19 protein-coding genes are annotated in these 18,163 nt (G+C 38.3%); 11 read left to right on the plus strand and 8 right to left on the minus strand.

Annotated elements, in window-relative coordinates:
- Positions 1-41: 41 nt before the first annotated feature.
- A complete protein-coding gene (locus tag OK414_RS04430; RefSeq protein ID WP_047932343.1) occupies positions 42-893 on the plus strand; it encodes a class I SAM-dependent methyltransferase in 852 nt (283 codons plus the stop codon).
- 57 nt (positions 894-950) lie between these two features.
- Here the strand turns inward: OK414_RS04430 and rpoN are convergent, their stop codons facing one another.
- Together rpoN and OK414_RS04440 are read right to left on the minus strand one after the other, a co-directional pair.
- A complete protein-coding gene (gene rpoN, locus OK414_RS04435; protein WP_263045686.1) occupies positions 951-2,288 on the minus strand; it encodes an RNA polymerase factor sigma-54 in 1,338 nt (445 codons plus the stop codon).
- Positions 2,289-2,500: 212 nt separating this feature from the next.
- Complete coding sequence (locus OK414_RS04440) at positions 2,501-2,848, minus strand: winged helix-turn-helix transcriptional regulator (protein WP_034668472.1); 348 nt, start codon at positions 2,846-2,848, stop codon at positions 2,501-2,503.
- A gap of 163 nt (positions 2,849-3,011) precedes the next feature.
- Here OK414_RS04440 and OK414_RS04445 point away from each other — a divergent pair, with 163 nt between their 5' ends.
- On the plus strand, positions 3,012-3,995 hold the full coding sequence (locus OK414_RS04445; RefSeq protein ID WP_034654079.1) for a zinc-binding dehydrogenase: 984 nt from the start codon (positions 3,012-3,014) through the stop codon (positions 3,993-3,995).
- 87 nt (positions 3,996-4,082) lie between these two features.
- Here OK414_RS04445 and OK414_RS04450 read toward each other — a convergent pair whose 3' ends face one another.
- From OK414_RS04450 to OK414_RS04460, 3 genes are all read right to left on the minus strand, one after another.
- Complete coding sequence (locus OK414_RS04450) at positions 4,083-4,217, minus strand: hypothetical protein (protein WP_256656504.1); 135 nt, start codon at positions 4,215-4,217, stop codon at positions 4,083-4,085.
- A gap of 114 nt (positions 4,218-4,331) precedes the next feature.
- The gene (locus tag OK414_RS04455; RefSeq protein ID WP_205663019.1) at positions 4,332-6,116 is read right to left on the minus strand and encodes an ABC transporter ATP-binding protein; all 1,785 of its coding nucleotides are present in this window, start codon (positions 6,114-6,116) and stop codon (positions 4,332-4,334) included.
- Between the two features lie 16 nt (positions 6,117-6,132).
- Positions 6,133-7,875 carry an ABC transporter ATP-binding protein gene (locus OK414_RS04460; RefSeq protein ID WP_257062817.1) on the minus strand — a complete coding sequence of 581 codons (1,743 nt, stop codon included), beginning with the start codon at positions 7,873-7,875 and terminating at the stop codon, positions 6,133-6,135.
- A 126-nt stretch (positions 7,876-8,001) separates the two neighbouring features.
- Here OK414_RS04460 and OK414_RS04465 point away from each other — a divergent pair, with 126 nt between their 5' ends.
- Positions 8,002-8,487: a DUF6985 domain-containing protein gene (locus OK414_RS04465; RefSeq protein ID WP_205662349.1), complete on the plus strand. Its 486-nt coding sequence runs from the start codon at positions 8,002-8,004 to the stop codon at positions 8,485-8,487.
- Positions 8,488-8,527: 40 nt separating this feature from the next.
- On the opposite strand, the gene OK414_RS04470 is transcribed toward OK414_RS04465, so the two are convergent.
- Together OK414_RS04470 and OK414_RS04475 are read right to left on the minus strand one after the other, a co-directional pair.
- Entirely contained in the window at positions 8,528-10,078 is a 1,551-nt protein-coding gene (locus OK414_RS04470; RefSeq protein ID WP_013081928.1) for a cation acetate symporter, read from the minus strand.
- A gap of 16 nt (positions 10,079-10,094) precedes the next feature.
- Positions 10,095-10,430, minus strand: coding sequence for a DUF485 domain-containing protein (locus OK414_RS04475; RefSeq protein ID WP_034655296.1), 336 nt, complete (start codon positions 10,428-10,430; stop codon positions 10,095-10,097).
- A 499-nt stretch (positions 10,431-10,929) separates the two neighbouring features.
- Here OK414_RS04475 and OK414_RS04480 point away from each other — a divergent pair, with 499 nt between their 5' ends.
- The 4 genes from OK414_RS04480 (at position 10,930) to OK414_RS04495 (ending at position 13,951) form a co-directional block, all read left to right on the plus strand.
- On the plus strand, positions 10,930-11,238 hold the full coding sequence (locus tag OK414_RS04480; RefSeq protein ID WP_013055618.1) for a hypothetical protein: 309 nt from the start codon (positions 10,930-10,932) through the stop codon (positions 11,236-11,238).
- A 215-nt stretch (positions 11,239-11,453) separates the two neighbouring features.
- Positions 11,454-12,209, plus strand: coding sequence for an IclR family transcriptional regulator (locus tag OK414_RS04485; RefSeq protein ID WP_013081930.1), 756 nt, complete (start codon positions 11,454-11,456; stop codon positions 12,207-12,209).
- A 31-nt stretch (positions 12,210-12,240) separates the two neighbouring features.
- On the plus strand, positions 12,241-13,068 hold the full coding sequence (locus tag OK414_RS04490) for an aldo/keto reductase (protein ID WP_034654075.1): 828 nt from the start codon (positions 12,241-12,243) through the stop codon (positions 13,066-13,068).
- A 121-nt stretch (positions 13,069-13,189) separates the two neighbouring features.
- A complete protein-coding gene (locus OK414_RS04495; RefSeq protein WP_263045685.1) occupies positions 13,190-13,951 on the plus strand; it encodes an SDR family oxidoreductase in 762 nt (253 codons plus the stop codon).
- A gap of 92 nt (positions 13,952-14,043) precedes the next feature.
- On the opposite strand, the gene OK414_RS04500 is transcribed toward OK414_RS04495, so the two are convergent.
- Complete coding sequence (locus tag OK414_RS04500; protein ID WP_016763199.1) at positions 14,044-14,499, minus strand: MarR family winged helix-turn-helix transcriptional regulator; 456 nt, start codon at positions 14,497-14,499, stop codon at positions 14,044-14,046.
- Positions 14,500-14,852: 353 nt separating this feature from the next.
- Between OK414_RS04500 and OK414_RS04505 the strand changes: the two genes are divergently transcribed.
- Genes OK414_RS04505 through OK414_RS04520 form a run of 4 tightly spaced genes read left to right on the plus strand, consistent with a single transcriptional unit; the run spans position 14,853 to position 18,127 of the window.
- Positions 14,853-15,491, plus strand: coding sequence for an HlyD family efflux transporter periplasmic adaptor subunit (locus OK414_RS04505; RefSeq protein ID WP_013055624.1), 639 nt, complete (start codon positions 14,853-14,855; stop codon positions 15,489-15,491).
- Between the two features lie 42 nt (positions 15,492-15,533).
- Entirely contained in the window at positions 15,534-17,159 is a 1,626-nt protein-coding gene (locus OK414_RS04510) for a DHA2 family efflux MFS transporter permease subunit (RefSeq protein WP_013081936.1), read from the plus strand.
- 18 nt (positions 17,160-17,177) lie between these two features.
- Positions 17,178-17,708: an NAD(P)H-dependent oxidoreductase gene (locus OK414_RS04515; RefSeq protein WP_014461382.1), complete on the plus strand. Its 531-nt coding sequence runs from the start codon at positions 17,178-17,180 to the stop codon at positions 17,706-17,708.
- A gap of 8 nt (positions 17,709-17,716) precedes the next feature.
- Positions 17,717-18,127 (plus strand): hypothetical protein, encoded by a 411-nt coding sequence (locus OK414_RS04520; RefSeq protein ID WP_034654067.1) that lies wholly within the window; start codon positions 17,717-17,719, stop codon positions 18,125-18,127.
- The last annotated feature ends 36 nt before the right edge of the window (positions 18,128-18,163 follow it).

Below are 18,163 nucleotides of genomic sequence, written 5' to 3' on the forward strand. Positions count from 1 at the left end.
GATAGTATAGGTTTACGTATAAAAGAGGGGAACGTGAAGGCATGCAGCTTACAAAATTTTCGGTATATGAAAGTGATCGTGTAAAAAAGTGGCAAGAAGGACTGAAAGAATGGGACGGTTCAATATCGGAACGGATGATAAACGACCGAGCTGAAGATGAATTTTGGCAGCAGTATTTAGAGAAAATGTCTTTTAATTCAGTAAATGACCCTGTAGTAAAACAGCTTCAACAAGAACTTCTTGCTTTTTTGAATCCAAATGACTCTGTTATGGAAATTGGCCCTGGCTGGGGAAATTATACGTTTTCGATTGCTGATTATGTAAAAGAACTTACGTGTATGGATTGTTCGCCAAGCATTATTCGCTACTTACAAAGGCAATCAGATGCCCGCTCTAATCTAAAGTTCATAGAAGGTAAATGGGAGTATGAGCGTCTAACAGATAACTACGATGCCGTAGTAGGAATAAACTGTTTTTACCGTATGCATAATATTGTCGATGGTCTCTTAAATATGAATGATTCGGCTAATCGTTTGGCGGTTATAGGCATGTCAACGGGTCCAGAAAAGCCTCACTACGTAGAGTTACATAGAAAGCTTGGGTACGAGATTAAATGGCGCCGTAAGGAATATATTGACTTACTAAATATTTTATATGAACTGGGTATTTACGCAGATTGTAAGCTGGTTCCTATAACCAAAACGGTAACCTATGAGACGTACGAAGATCTCATCAAGAAGAACTCGACAAAGGTGCTTTCTAAAGATATTGACAAGTTAGAAACTGAGAAGATTATTTTACAGTATGCAAAGAAAATAAATGGCACATATGAATATACGTATCAATATCATATGGCTTTTATTTATTGGAAACCGATAAAAAGAACCCGTTGAGTAAAATCAACGGGTTCTTTTTAGTAGGGATAAAGCTGTAATTTAGAATAAGCAATATTAAAATCGTCGCCGCTTAGAAGAACTTTCAATTCCTGCTTCTTCACGGTATTTAGCTACTGTTCTTCTTGAAATTTGAATTCCTTCGCTGGAAAGAAGAGACATGAGTTTTTGATCTGAAAGAGGTTTTAATTTATTTTCTTCGGCAATTAATGTTTTGATTTTTTCTTTTATAAAGGCAGTAGAATTGCTTTGTTCGCCATCAGTTCGCTCTAAAGAATTGATGAAAAAGTATTTTAACTCAAACAGCCCGCGTGGCGTTTGAATATACTTTCCGTTAGTCGCACGACTTACCGTTGATTCGTGACAGTCTATTTTTTGAGCAATATCTTTTAAGGTAAGCGGCTTTAGCCCCGAAATACCCATTTCAAAAAAATCTTGCTGATGTTCCACAATGGCTTTGGACACGTTGTAAATCGTCGCATTACGCTGCTCAATACTATTGATTAGCCAAGTAGCTTCATGAATTTTTTCCTGTACGTATCGATCGGTTGTTACGCATGCAGAGCGATGAACCAGCTTTTGGTAGGTGCCGTTAATTTCGATGGGCGGAAGCAGCTCGCTATGAAGAATAAGATGATAGCGACCGTCAACTTTTTGGACCGTTACATCAGGCGAGATGTACTTCGTAAGCGGGACATGGAAATCTCCTGCTGGACGAGGATTTAATGTCCGCAAGCAGTCAACAATTTCTTGTACTTCACGCATCGAAATAGAGTATTTTTTTGAAATGTTCCGATATTTTTTGTTGGCAATATCTTCAATATCGTGTTTTACCACGTCGTATAAAAGAGGAGGCTTTGACTTTTTGGCCTTAATTTGAATAAGCAGTGAATCGACAAAATTTTGAGCGCCCACGCCAATCGGATCAAAGCTTTGTAAAACGTGAATCATATCGTTGACTTCGTTAATTGAAACATTCAGCAGTTCGGCTGCCAATTTTGGCTCAATTGCTAAAAAGCCGTTTTTATTTAAGTTTCCAATTAGAAATTGAACGATGTGTTTTTGGTGTGTGTGTAAATGATTTAGCATAGACAGTTGCTCTAATAAATGACTCTCTAATGTCACAGTTTGATCAGATATATAATTAAACGGATTATACTCGTCATCGGTATAACCTTTTGAATATGAACGCTGTTCTCGAGTATCAAATGAATCTTTTTGCTGAGAGTCGCCAGCAGACAGTTTAATTACAGGATTTTCATTGACTTGTTGATGAAGATAATGAACTAAATCGGCCGTAGAATAATTTAAAATGTTGATAGACTGACGTAATTCAGGTGTCATGGCCAATTTTAATAGTTGTTTTTGGGATAAATCTAAACCTAATTGCATCATTGGATCACCTATCATTCTTGAGTTTTATTTCGACAATTCTGGCTGCATCGTTCGACATCATCATAGCTGAAAATGAGAAAGAATTCTATAGTGTTGTCAGATGTTCTTACACAGGGGCGAATCGCAAGAAAGAGTAGGAGAATAGATAAAACAAAAACGAATAGCTTCTGGCAATAGCTATTCGTTTGTTTTAACAGAGCCGCTAGGAGAACTTAGCTGCAATTTGGGGTGTTTCCCATTCTTCTATCTCCCCATGCGCACATCATATTTAAAATTTCTCGTAAGGTTTCGCCTTCTTCACTGAGTGAGTACTCTACTTTAGGAGGAACTTCATTGTATACTTTTCTATTGACCACACCGTCTTTTTCTAATTCTTTTAGCTGTTGAGACAGCATTTTTTTGGTAATAGCAGGCATAGCTCGCTGAAGTTCACTAAAACGTTTTTCACCTTCTTTTAATAGGCATAAAATAACGACTTTCCATTTCCCGCCGATTACTTCAAGCGTTGCTTCAACAGGTACATTATAGTGAGGTGCTTTCACCGTTAATCCTCCATTCATAAACAGATATGAAATATGGATATAATAATTTAATATCCATAGACCTAGGTTACCGGTAAGGTACCTGGTTACATGAAAGTGCCGTCTTTTGTAAACAACATGTATTTATTATACTGAAAAAGAACTTTTAATTGAAGGAAGAAATGTAAAAGGGGAGATCTTGATGAAAGCTTTACTGCTAGAAGGCAAAGGGAAAGTAAGTGAGATGAAAGTCGGAAATATCCAAAAGCCGCATCCAGCTAAAGGTGAAATTTTAGTTAAAATTAAAGCTACTGCTTTGAACCCTGTAGATTATAAAACTGGAAACGGCGGTAATCCTAGTTGGACATATCCTCACGTATTAGGACTTGATTCAGCGGGCGTTGTCGAGGAAGTGGGAGAAGAAGTCACAACTGTCAAAGTCGGAGACCGCGTTGTATATCATAGCGATTTATCAAAAAAAGGCGGGTTTGCACAATACGGAGTGACAACAGCCCACACAGTTTCTCTTATTCCGCAAGGGGTTTCATTCGAAGACGCTGCGGCTATTCCATGTGCGGGATATACAGCATATCAGGCATTGTTTCATAAAATGAACGCTTCAAAAGGGCAAACGATTTTAATTCACGCAGGTGCTGGAGGGGTTGGAGGGTTTGCCATTCAGCTTGCCAAAAATGCAGGCCTTACAGTGCTCACAACCGCATCTTCTGCCAATCATGAGTTTGTAAAAAGTTTAGGTGCTGATTATGTAATCGACTACCGTAAAGAAGACTTTGTGAAAAAAGTGCTGGAGCTTACCGATGGAATCGGTGTAAATTTAGTCTTGGATACCGTTGGACGAGACAATGCAGACGAGTCGGTAAAGGCTCTTGCTTTTAATGGTCAAATTGCATTCATCGCAGGACCGCCTAATGTAAACGAGGCGATTTCGTTTGCGCACCCACTATCGTTTCATCAAGTTGCATTAGGAAGTGTACATCAGTCTAATAACGTAAAAGAACAGCAAAAACTTGCTGAGATGGGAAATAGAATGCTTTTGCTTTTACAAGAAAATACGCTAAATGCACTCGTGGAAAAAGTCATTTCACTAGAAGAAGTGCCAGCAGCATTAGATGAACTGGCGACTCGTCGAGTAAAAGGGAAAATTGTAGCTGTAATAGATAAATGATAGAACGAAAAAGAGATTGAGACATAACTACATCAATTCAATCTAAAGACAAACAAATGAAATAAAGGAGCTCGTATCGACCATTTATTATACCGCTGTTGATTTCCATGCAAGGCTTCGCTTTCCGCGGGCGGCCGCTGAGCCTCCTCGTTGCTTGCGCTCCTGCGGGGTCTCATCCCTTCCGCTGTTCCCGCAGGAGTCTTCGCCTTGCCCTCCAATCAACAGCTAGAAGCAACTAACTGGATGAACCCTACGTTTACCAACACAATGAAAAGGTCCGAACGAGTACTCGTTCGGACCTTCCTTAAACTAACATACTTTTTATTTTAGCCGCTTTTAAATCGTAAACTGCTGCGTATAGAGCTTGTAATAAAACCCTTGTTTCTCTAGCAGCTCGCGATGATTTCCTTCTTCAATAATTTGTCCGTCTTTTAAGACAAGGATTTGATCTGCATTTTCAATCGTTTTAAGGCGGTGGGCAATGACAAAGCTTGTTTTTCCTTTTAATAGATTACTCATTCCTCGTTGAATATCAATTTCTGTTTTTGTATCAATGTTGGAAGTAGCTTCGTCTAAAATTAAAATATCACAGTCAGAAAGCATGGCTCGAGCAATCGATAAAAGCTGCTTTTGACCTTCACTTAAATTTCCTCCGCCAGCTGAAATCACGGTATTGTATTGCTGGGGCAAATGTTTGATAAACGAATGAGCATTGGCCATCTTTGCGGCGCTTTTCACTTCTTCGTCGCTGGCATCTAACCGGCCAAATCGAATGTTATCCGCAATCGTACCGGAAAATAAATAGGTATCTTGAAGAACAATGCCGATTCGGTTTCGTAAATCATGAATGTTATAGTCACTGATGGAACGTCCGTCAATTTTAATGTCTCCGTTTGAGATGTCATAGAATCGTGTGAGCAAGTTAATGATGGTTGTTTTACCAGAACCTGTCGGACCGACCAAAGCAACCATTTCACCTTTTTTTGCTGTCAGTGTAACATTTTTTAAAATCATTTTTTCATCGTTATAGCCAAATGATACATTCTCAAAAGCAACGTCTCCTGCAAATTTTGTAACAGAAAGAGCGTTTGGCTTGTTTGTGACGTCCGGCTGCTCATCCATAATCGCAAACACGCGCTCTGCGCCGGCAATAGCCGAAAGAATGGTGTTTACTAAGTTTGCCATTTGACTGATTGGGCGAGAGAACTGACGTGAGTAGTTAACAAATGAAGCAATCATCCCAACTGTAACGCTACCTTGAACAGCCATAAATGCTCCCGCTCCGATCACTAGTGCTAAGCCTAAGTTGTTAATAAAGTTTGTGACAGGACCTAAAAAGCCTGAAAATGTTTCCGCTTTTGTTGCTGAACTTCTCAGCTGTTCATTTCGTTCATTAAAAACAGTTAAAAAGTCTTTTTCCTTACTAAAAAGCGTAACAACTTCTCCTCCAGAGATTGCTTCTTCTACAAAGCCGTTTAGCTCGCCTAAGTCTTTTTGGCGTTTGACAAAATTTTCACTGCTTCGTTTTAATATTTGTCGAACGATTATAACCATCAAGGGAATAACAATCAGCGTGATAATGGCAAGAATCCAGTTGAGCGAGAACATCGCAATGGTAATGCCGACTAAAGACAAAATAGAGGACAGAGCCTGAATAACGCTTTGACTTAGAGCGCTGTTTAGATTATCAATATCATTTGTGACTCTGCTCATTAACTCTCCGTGAGCTCGTTTGTCAAAAAAGCGAAGGGAGAGAGTCTGAAGCTTTGCAAATAAATCTTGTCGAAGCATTCCAATAGTCGTAAACGAAACGTTCACCATTAAATAGGTTTGCAGCCATGTTAACAAAGATGTCGTAATATAAATTCCTGCAAGAATAAGGGACATTCGTATCGTTCCGCTGATATCTTTGGGAATAATATGCTCATCAATAATAACCCCAATTAAATAAGGGCCTAATAAATTAAGTAGGGAAGTCACAATAACTAAGATTATCGCAGCCGCAAGCGGAGGTTTTCGTTTCCCCATATATGACCAGATTCTGTACAGTGTTTTTTTCGCATTTTTTGGCTTAACTACAGGGCCTTTCATCATTCCTCTAGGGCCACGAATAGAGCTCATTTGATTTTTACCTTGGTTATTCACTAGGCAACGCCTCTTTTCCGCCTTGTGCAAGGTAAATGTCGTAATAAAGAGAGCGATAACGAAGCAATTCTTCATGAGTCCCTTGTTCAGCAATTTTGCCTTCATCCATGACGATAATATGATCAGCGTGGAGAAGAGACGAAATTTTAGAAGCAATAATGATAACGGTCGCATCTGCAAACTCTTCTTTTAAATGTTTTAGTACCTGCGCTTCTGAGACAGCGTCTAATGCCGAAGTTGCATCATCGATGACCAGGATAGCGGGCTTTCTAACAAATGCACGCGCGATTGAAAGACGTTGCTTTTGCCCTCCTGATAAATTGGTTGCTCCTCGCGTTAAAGGATACTCATATCTTTCTGGAAGTTTTTCAATAAACTCCGTTGCGCATGCAAAATCCGCAGCATCTTCAATTTCTGAGGAAGAAGCCTGATCTTTTCCCATTCGAATATTCATATCAATCGTGCCGGTAAACAGCGTAGCTTTTTGAGGAATAAACCCAATGGATGAGCGAAGCACTTTTACGTCATAGTCCGTAAGGTTTTTTCCATCTACGAAGATTTCGCCGTCATCAGGATCATATAAGCGGGAAATAAGTTTTGCAAGCGTCGACTTCCCGCTTCCAGTAGAGCCGATAATGCCAATGGTTTCTCCGTGTCTAGCAGTGAACGAAATATCTTTTAATACGTTTTCGCCATTTTTACTATAGCTGTATGTAACGTTTTGAAACGATAGATCACCTTTAAGTCTGTTGATTTGAGCAGCAGAGTTTGCTGGAGGGATGTCTATTTTTGTTTTTAAAACAGAATCGATTCGTTCAGCTGAAGGGAATGCGCGTGTAATTTGCATCAGCACCATGCTGCTTGACATAAGTCCGTTTAAAATAATCGTTAAGTAATTAATAAAAGCTAAAATCACACCTGCTTCAATTTTTCCTGCTTCGACTTGAAGTCCTCCCAGCCATAGAGTAGCTACCATTCCGATATTTACTACAAATAAAATAACGGGCATTAAAAGCGAAATAAGCTGAACAGCACTCATATTAGCTCGCGTCAAGGAACTGTTTGCTTCTTTAAACTGATTGATTTCATACGATTCTCTTACATACGCTTTTACTACACGCATCCCTGATAAATTTTCTTGGACTTTTGTATTTACACGATCAACGCTTTGCTGAACTTTTTTAAAAAGTTTTCCAGCTTTCGTGATCACAAACCAAATGCATAAAAATAAAATAGGGACGACCACGACGATAATAGGAAACAAAGAACGAGCGGTTAATAACACGATCACAATACTTCCTGCAAAAAGTAAAGGACCTCTAACTAATACTTTTAGCGTCATATTCAATGCGTTTTGAATACTCGTTACATCATTTGTCATGACGGTAATTAAGTGACCAGTCCCTAGTTTGTCTCTGTTGCTGTTTGAGAGGTTTTCAATTTTTTCAAAAAGCGATTTCCGAATATCGGTAGAAAAATTTACTGCCGCTTTTGTGCTAAGGATGGCGCAGACGATACCGGCAGCTAAGCCAATGACTGCTAACACAAGCATAAGGATGCTTCGAGTGATAACATATGTTTGATCGTTGTTTGCAATGCCATAATCAATGATATGCTGCATAATAGTAGGCTGAAGAAGGTCAGCTAACACTTCAATTACCATCAATAGCGGGGCAAACAGCGCGAGCCATTTGTAAGGTTTTAAGTAAGGGTACAAAGATTTAATTGTATTCACACATTGTGGCACTCCTTTCTGTAAAAAATATGGTAACATAGAATAAGTTTAGAAGTTTGTTTCAAGCACCATTTATTATACGCCAATGCAAGCAGAAATCCACTTTTTGAGAGGGTCAGGTATGCAATGAATCAAACATTACGAGTACATCATCCGCTTTTTGGATCTTTGTTATATGACTCGGCCTGGGTTGGAGAAAAACAGGTCACTTTCTTTGGACAAAAACAACAGGTGTTGCTGACAATTGATGGAGATAAAGAGAAGCCATTTCAAAAACGGCAAGAAGAGGCTTTTCAAGCATTTTGGCTTCAAGGTGAATTATTGTTAAAGAGGACGGAAAAAGCTCTTTTTGATTATTATCAACAGGTGCGAGATGAATACAGAACTCAAGTTGAAAAAGACGTGGTAGACTTATTAGTTCCGAATGTAAAAAAGCGAAAAGACATCGGGTTTTTAGTTGAGTGTATTCAAATCTTTGTTCCTGAAGCACCTGATGATACAAGAGAACTTGGTTTGTTTTTTGAATGTACGTGGGAAGAAGAGCATATGTTAGCTGTAAAGTTTAGAAATGAACAAATTTCCGCTATTGGTTTACAAGAAGATTTATTCTAGTAAAAAGCCTTGAAGCAAAGTGCTTCAAGGCTTTTTGGCATTAATGTTTGACGGGCTCTTCGATTCCCATACCTGTATTTGCTTTTACTAAAATCTCATCAAATTTCTTTTCGTCTGCTTTTTTAGACGAAAGAAGTGTTCCTATAAAAGCAGCTAAGAAGCCTAGAGGAATAGAGATAATACCAGGGTTTGTTAGCGTAATGAGCGGTTCACCTACAAAGATAGCAGCTCCCGGCTCAGGTGCCCACACGTTTGGACTAATGGCAACTAAAAACAGGGAGCTGAATAGTCCAACCAGCATGCCAGTGACTGCTCCTGCTGTATTAAAACGTTTCCAAAAAATAGTGAGAAGAATAATTGGCAAGTTAGCGCTCGCTGCTACCGCAAACGCAAGTGCCACTAAAAATGCCACGTTCATGTTTTGAGCAAATAATGCAAGAATAATAGATAAAATGGATACCCCAATAGAAGCCCATCGTGCAGCCACTACCTGTTCTTTTTCAGTAGCAGCTCCTTTACGCAGAATATGACTATAGAAGTCGTGCGCGAATGCTGAAGCTGCTGAGAGCACCAGTCCAGCTACAACAGCTAAAATTGTAGCAAACGCTACAGCTGAAACGAACGCAAAAAGAAAGTCTCCGCCAAGAACTTGAGCGAGCAGAGGAGCCGCCATATTTCCTGCTGCATTTGCTTTGATAATATCATCATATCCTACAAAAGCAGCAGCACCGAATCCTAAAAAGATTGTCATAATGTAAAAAACGCCAATGATCCACGTTGCATAAATAACAGACTTTCTTGCGGTGATGGCATCTTTTACTGTGAAGAAACGAATAAGGATATGAGGCAGGCCTGCTGTACCAAGAACAAGAGCTAAATTCAACGAAATCATGTCCAGCGGATTTTTGAATTTATTTCCTGGATTTAAAAAGCCGTCACCAAGAGGAGTTGCAGTTTTCATCTCGGAAAACATTTTAGCTAAGCTAAAATCAAATTTTGAAAATACGATAATGGAAATAATGAACGTACCAATCATCAGAAGCAAGGCTTTGACAATCTGCACCCAGCTAGTCGCTGTCATTCCTCCAAATACAACGTAAACCGTCATCAAGACGCCGACAATCAAGACAGAGTACACGTAATCTAGACCGAGTAATAAATGAATTAATGCTCCTGCTCCAACAAGCTGCGCAATCATATAAAAAATGGAAATGGTGATCGTGTTTAACGCAGCAACTCCTCGCACTTTCTTTTCGTTAAAACGAGCTGCTATCATATCTGCCATTGTGTACTTTCCTAAGTTGCGAAGTGGTTCAGCTACAATGTATAACACAACCAGGTAGGCAACTAAAAAGCCGATGCTGTAAAAAAAACCGTCAAATCCAGAAAGCGCTACCATTCCAGCTATACCTAAAAATGATGCAGCAGACATATAATCTCCGGCAATCGCCATACCGTTTTGCCAGCCGGTCAAACTTCCATCTGCTGTATAAAAGTCACTGGTCGTTTTTGTCCGCTTGGATGCCGCATACGTAATGATTAGCGTAAGACCTACAATGGCTAAAAAAAGTGAAAAAGCTAGTACGTTCATTCATTTAACCCCCTATTTAATTTGCAGCTTCTTTTTTAATCGTGTCAACAAGTTCATCAAATTTCGAGGCTCTTTTTGTGTATAAAATGCATAGGGTCCAGGTCATCACAAACTGTGCAAAAGCAAATACCCACGCCCAGGTCATAGAAGCAAAAGCTGGTTTGTTTAAGACGGTTGTGTAAGCCGTTAAAATAGGCAAGGTAAAATAAAAAGCAAGAAAAAACAGAGAGAGCGGTAAAATAAAATTGCGTTTTTGTTTCAAAAGCTTTTGAAATGAAGCAGACTGTGCAATTTCTGTGTAATCAGGAGAGGAAGAAGCATTGTTTACCTTCTTTAAAGAATTTTCATTCATCGCCAAGCGGAATTCCCCCTTTGATAATAAATAGATGAAGCGAAAAGCTTCATATCACTTGAATTATATTATTTTCGGAATAAAAAGTAAATTCTGTCTTTTTTGTGAGAATGGTAACTGTATAAGTTTTTTAATATACTGAAGGTTCACACTAAATGCATACTGCCATAATAAAAAAAGAACAACATTCAATACAAAGGAAGAATCATTCGAAAAAGAAATATTGAAATTAATCCTTAGTTTCTTTTACATATAAGGCTTTTCTTTATTATTTAGACATTATTTTTTTGTTTGATCTTTTGAAAAAGAAAAGAAGATAATGATAAAATCATATGCCCACAATAATGCTTAGATAGGAAACAGGTTGAGAAAGTACGCTATTATTTAGAGATGGTTATAAATAGACAAGATATTATGAAAGATTTCTATATGAATGATATTTTTTCTTTATAGCAAACAAATCATGTGACTACTTATATAAAAGAGAAAAGGTGAAATAATGGCATTTGGAATTAAACGCCCGGAACTAAACGCATGGAAAGCAGCTGTTAAGCGAGGAGAGATCGCATTTTTAACTCATTATTGGCTTGATGAGCGTTTTCCACATGCAACTACTGTAACAAAAGTAGGTTGCAGTGACTTAAATAAGCTGATTAAGTGGGGAAAAAAGTATGGTATTCCCGCTAAGTATATTGATAATCGATCCGGCTATCCTCATTTCGATTTACTAGGTGAGCGTCAGAAAGAAATTATGAAAAAGGAAAATCAGCTGGAGCAGCTGAAGCGATTTGAAGAAGTTAACGAGTGAAAAGCAAAACTAATTTAAAAAACTGTAAAAAAATTCTATTGTTAAGGCTTTTTTTATGTTTAAATAGAAAAAACAGTGGAATAGATTAAGAAGAACAATTACGTCATATATTCTCTCTTATAGGGAAAAACCTTAGTTAAGTTTCCTTATTTGATACGATAAAGAGCTTTGCTTTATAATAAAATTGTGGTTCGGATAAAAGGAGGAAGAAGGGCATGTCCGAGGTTGGAACTTTAAAAAAAGGATTAGATATCTTCTCTTTGCTTTTAAACCGTCCGAATATGACTATTCCAGAAATGATGGAAGCGCTCGGTTTTAATAAGAGTACGATGTATCGTCTTGTGAGCACGCTTGAACAAAACGGATTTATTGTAAGAAACCCGTCTAACCGCTATACGGTTTCACCACAACTGGTGCTGGCACTCGTGCAAAATACGATGCATACGAACTATGAAATGAATTGGCTCTCTGTTCCTGCTATGCAGAAGCTGAGTGAAGAGACCAAAGAGACCATTTACGCGGGAATTCTCCATCATAAACAAATGGTTACAACTCAGGTGGTCAACGGGCAATATAGCACTCGTACGCATTCCGAAGTAGGAAATAAAAAGCCACTTCATGCAAATGCTATTGGAAAGTGTATTCTTGCTTATCAAGAGGACAGCGTACAAAAATCTATCCTTCATGAACTTTCGCTTGAAGCTTATACAGATCGAACGATCACCGAGCTGGACGAGCTTGAAGCTGATTTGGCTTTAAGTAAGGAAAGAGGATATGCTGTCGATGATGAAGAACGGGAGCCGGGCGTTCGCTGTATTGCAGCTCCTATTTTCAGAAAAGGAAAAATAATGGCGGCTATTGCTTTATCAGGTCCATCCTTTCGTATTTCACAAGAGAAAGACGAAGAACATGCTGCACTTGTTAAACAGTGCGCAGAACAAATTTCACAAGCAATTACTCTTTACGAATAATTCAATAGTAAAAAAGGGGATGAACAGCAACATGGAAAACTTACAGTCAACTACGACCTTAGCAAACGGCGTTAAAATGCCCTGGTTAGGTTTAGGTGTTTATAAAGTAGAAGATGGTCAAGAAGTTGTAGATTCAGTTAAATATGCAATCAAAGCTGGATATAAAAGCATTGATACGGCTAAAATTTATGAAAATGAAGAAGGCGTGGGACAAGCGATCAAAGAATCAGGTGTTTCTCGCGAAGAACTGTTTGTTACATCAAAAGTGTGGAATGCAGATCAAGGATATGACACAACTATTCAAGCGTTTGAAACAAGCTTAAACAAGCTAGGTCTTGAATATTTAGATTTATACTTAATTCACTGGCCAGTTGAAGGTAAGTATAATGATACGTGGAAAGCACTTGAAAAGCTTTATAAAGACGGGAAAATTCGTGCAATCGGCGTATCGAATTTCCAAGTACATCATTTAGAAGACTTGATTGCAGATGCAGAAGTCAAGCCGATGGTAAACCAAATCGAATTTCATCCACTTTTAACACAAACAGAAGTGCGTGAATACTGCAAAAAACAAGGAATCCAAGTGGAAGCATGGTCACCGCTTGCACAAGGTGAGCTGCTTGATAACGAAGTGTTAACTCAAATTGCTGAAAAGCACGGAAAATCAACTGCTCAAGTTATCTTACGTTGGGACTTGCAAAACGAAGTAGTAACTATTCCTAAGTCAACAAAAGAACATCGTATTATCCAAAATGCAGACGTATTTGATTTTGAATTAAATGCAGAAGAAGTTGAAAAAATTAACGCATTAAATCAAAATCATCGCGTAGGTCCAGATCCAGATAACTTTGACTTTTAATTTTAAAGCAAGACTAAAACGTCTTGTAAGATAAATAATAAACAAAGCGCTATTGTCATTCATGCAGTAGCGCTTTGTTTATTAACAAATAAATGTGATAGTCGAACGAGGAGGAAAAGTAATGAAGATGTCAGGAAACACTATTTTAATTACGGGCGGAGCGTCCGGAATTGGGTTGGCGCTTGCAGAACGGTTTTTAAATGAAGGAAATGAAGTCATTATTTGTGGAAGAAGGGAGTCAAAGCTGCAAGAAGCAAAAGAAAGATTCCCTTCATTACATACAAAAGTGTGCGACGTATCAATGGAAGAAAGCAGAGTAGAGCTAGTAAAATGGGCGACTGAAAGGTTCCCGAAATTAAATGTTATTGTGAATAATGCAGGCATTCAGCAGCGCGTAAATCTTTTACACATGCACGAAGAGTGGCAGTATTACGAAAAAGAACTAATGAGTAATGTAAGTGCTCCTATTCATTTAACGTCATTATTGGTTCCTCATTTTGTTCAGCAAGAACGTGCTGCGGTTATTAATGTAACGTCCGGGCTGTCTTTAACACCTGGAGCATGGGTACCAATCTACAGCGCAACAAAAGCGGCGTTGAGGTCGTTTACGATTAGTCTAAGACATCAATTAGAAGAAACAAATACCGAAGTGATAGAAATTCTTCCTCCAGCCGTGAACACGGATTTAGGAGGACCGGGACTTCATACATTTGGAGCACCGCTTGATGACTTTGCTGATTCGATATTTGAAGAATTGAAAAAAGATAAAATCGAAATTGGCTATGGAGACAGCGCTAAGAGGCTTCATGCTTCCAAAGAAGAAATTGAGAAAGCTACAGCACAGGCTTGGAATGGATTTTTGAAAAATAATCCTGAATTTTAAAGACAGCAAACAAAAAGCTTCCTAAACTCGTCAATAGTAGCGGGTTATAAAAAGCGTGTGTCCATAAATAAATGAACACACGCTTTTTAGCATTAACGATCTACAGTTTGTCTAATTCGTTTTTCCATTTTTTCAAGCATGCGGAGGTACTCATCCTGTTCTTCAGGAGTTAGAGCAAAAAGCATGTCTTGCCAAAATAAATTTCGCTGCTCAATTACATAGTTCACTAATGTTTCGCCAGCCTCTGTTAAGGATATCCATACAATTCGGCGGTCTTTTTGGTCACGTACGCGCTTAATGAGTGCATCATCTTCTAATTGATTTAATAAAATGGTAGTAGCTCCGGAGGTTAGCTTTAGATTTGAAGAAATTTCAGCTACCATACGTTTGGAGCTGACTCCAATGAATTTTAGAATTAAAAATTTCGTAATGGTCAAATTATAGGGCTGCTCACTGATTTTATCTTCCAAGAGCTTTCGCTTGAGTTCAAATAATGAGGTTTTAACTTGGTCAAGTTTTTCTAGTTTATCTATTAACTGCTGATCCATTATAATCACCTTTTCTTTATCATTATAGGTGTTAAACAATTGCTGCTAGTTACCTATTGTGGTTTATGTATATAGGGAGTTTGTTCCGAAAAAAAGAAGCTGTTTTTGTGGATAACCCTATGCTTATATATCTAACTTTAAAGTAAAGTAAAGTACTTGTAAAGAAACCAAAACTTTTAAGTTGTATTTCAGTTAAAGATGTAGTAAAGTATTCAGTCGGGAAAACTTTATGAAACATAAATGTTTAGTTTTAAAAATAAATTAAAATCAAAGTTATTTACAACTAAATATCTTTGTGATAAAGTTATCTAGCGTAATACTTAACTGAATGAAATATTAAGGAGGTAAAATAAATGTCAAGAGGGCGTTTAATTTTAATGAACTTTATCGGAATTATTGTAGTATTAGCTTTAATTATTGGTGGGGGATACTATTATATTCAAAAATCTAATTATGTATCCACAGACAATGCAAAAGTGTCCGGCGACCTTTATACAGTAGTAGCGCCAGCGGCAGGTAAAGTAGCAAGCTGGAACGTTGAAGAAGGTAAAGATGTTTCAAAAGATGATGAGGTAGCTAAAATCCAATCAGAAGATGGAGAAAAAACAGTTACAGTACCAGAAGACGGTAAAATCATCAAAACACAGGTAAAAGAAAATCAAATGGTTCAAGCTGGTCAACAAATTGCTAGCGAAGTAGATATGAATAACTTATTCATCATTGCAAACATTAAAGAAGACAAATTAAAAGATATTGAAGCTGGCGATGACGTTGATGTAACAGTTGACGGAGATACTAAAACAACAATCGATGGAAAAGTAGAAGAAATCGGTTATGCAACAAACTCAATTTTCTCATTAATGCCAAGTTCTAATTCAGACGGCAACTATACGAAAGTATCACAAACAGTTCCTGTTAAAATCTCTATTTCTAACTACTCTGAAAACGTACTACCAGGTATGAACGCAGAAGTTAAAATCTCTAAAAACTAAGAACGTACATGATTAAGAAGAGAAGAAAGGAGGAAGGAACTGATGTCAGCAAACACGATACAACCAGAGGAAAGCTCAGTTAAAAAGCATATCCCGCTGCTAGTCGTACTTATGCTTGGATTGTTCTTAGCAATTTTAAACCAAACGCTGCTAAATGTTGCGATTCCGCATCTGATTACAGAGTTTGGCGTTACGGCTAATACCGCACAGTGGTTGCTTACAGGATATATGCTTGTCAATGGTGCACTTATTCCATTATCAGCCTATTTAATTGAACGTTTTGGAGTTCGTCGCTTATTCTTATTTGCAATGGCCTGCTTTACAATAGGTGCACTTATCTGCGGGATTGCGCCTACTTTCTCGATTATGCTAATCGGACGTCTGGTTCAAGCAGTCGGAGGCGGAGTGCTAGCACCTCTAGTTATGACCATTATCGTATTTATTTTCCCTCCTCATATGCGCGGAAAAGGAATGGGTATCTTTGGTTTAGCCATGATGTTCGCTCCGGCAATTGGACCGACGCTTTCAGGATGGGTTATTCAAAACTATGACTGGCATATTTTATTTACGGGAATGGTGCCACTAGGTGCGCTCGTACTTATTATTGCAGCTTTTAAATTAAAAGATATTAAACCACCTCAAAATGTAAAAGTAGATCTAATTTCTGTGTTTACATCTCTTGCAGGTATGGCTTTACTTCTATACGGCTTCAGTGAAGCTGGAAACGATGGCTGGACGGATTCAGTTGTATTGTCAACGATGATTGGCGGTATTGTCTTATTAATCATCTTTGTCGTGCAGCAGCTTCGACTTAAGAGTCCATTACTTGATGTGAGAGTATTTAAATACAGTATTTTCTCATTATCTAATATCATTAGTATTGCCATTACAATTAGTATGTATGCTGGTATGTTCTTATTGCCAATTTACTTGCAAAACATTCGTGGCTATTCAGCATTTGATTCAGGTTTATTAATCTTGCCTGGTGCACTTGTTATGTTAGTTATGTCACCAATTTCTGGTACGCTGTTTGATAAATTAGGACCGCGTCCACTAGGGATTGTCGGGATGTTGATTACAGTGGTGACAACATTTGAATTTACAAAATTAACGCTTGAAACACCGTTTAGTCATATTGTTATTATTTATATGATCCGTGCATTCGGTATGTCATTATTGATGATGCCAATTATGACGGCTGGTTTAAATCAGCTGCCGGCAAAATTAAGCAGCCATGGTACATCAATGGCGAACACGCTTCGTCAGGTGAGTGGTTCAATCGGTATCAGTTTAATGACTACAATCTTTACAAATCGCACAACATATCATGTGAATGAAATGAGCAGTTCCATGACTACATCCGATCCATTCTTTATGAATAACTTCCAGGCATTTGTGCAAAAGATTGCTCAAACGCTTCACCTTTCTCAAACAGAGGCGCAAAAACAAGCTTTAACAACATTAGCTGGAAAAGTTCAAGCGCAAGCAACTGTACAAGGAATTAACGACGCGTTTTATTGGACAGTTATTATTGCCATTATTGGATTGATTTTAAGTTTCTTCCTACGTGATGTTCGTAAAGATGCAGTAGTAGAAGTAGAAGAGACAGAAAAAGAAACAACAGACGATATTCGTATGTTACCGGCACCAAAAGATATGAACTCATAAGCAACGGAGGGATAAAGGATGAAAATTTGTATCGTATATGATAGTGAAGGCGGACATACAGAGGCATTAGCAAAAGCGATTGCTTCTGGCGCCGAGCTGTCTGGAGAAGCAACTGTATATGTAAAGCATGTAGAAGAAGCAGATGTACGTGAACTGCCTGAAATGGATGCTATTATTTGGGGCTGCCCAGGGCATTTTGGAACAATCAGTTCAGGGTTAAAAACGTGGATTGATAAATTAGGTTATTTATGGGCAGAAGGTAAATTAATTGATAAAGTAGGTGCGGTGTTCTGTACAACAGCTACAACGCACGGGGGCTTAGAAGCAACGCTTTTAAATTTAATTACACCGATGCTTCATCAAGGAATGGTTATCGCTGGCTTACCAGGTAACATTCCAGAAAATGCGCTGTACGGTACTTATTACGGTGTGGGAATTACTTGTCCAATCGAAGGTGACGAATTATTAACAGAGAACGACCAAGCGCTAGGTAAAGCGTTAGGAGAACGTGTTGTTCAAGTGACTAAACGAATGACACAAGGACAGTAGGTGACAGTATGTTAGGTATTTTACTGATCGTTGTAGCTGTGATTCTGGTTGTACTAATTATTACAATGAATGCTAAAGCATCATCTTCTAAGCGCCAGCGTACAGTTCCACCTAAAAAAGAAGCGGCTGCTTCAAATGCTCCTAAAGAGCCAAAAGTAGAAGAGAAAAAAGTGGCAGAAAAAAAACCTGCAGCACCAAAAGAAGCACCAAAAGAGCCGCAGGCCAAGACGGAAACGAGAACATCTAGACATAAGAAAGAAAAAGATGTCATGAACGATGATATGTATCGTCAAGTGCTGCAAAAGTTTAGAGAAGGCGAAAAAGACGACACGGTTTTTACAAAAGAAGAACGTGACGTTATGAATGATGACGCTTTTCGTAAGGCTTTAAGATCGTTTAAGAAAAACGATAGTGAATGAGTTTCTTCTATTATAATAGTACGGAATAAAATAGAT

The organism is Priestia sp. JV24 (assembly GCF_025910025.1).
Classification (GTDB): Bacteria; Bacillota; Bacilli; order Bacillales; family Bacillaceae_H; genus Priestia; species Priestia megaterium.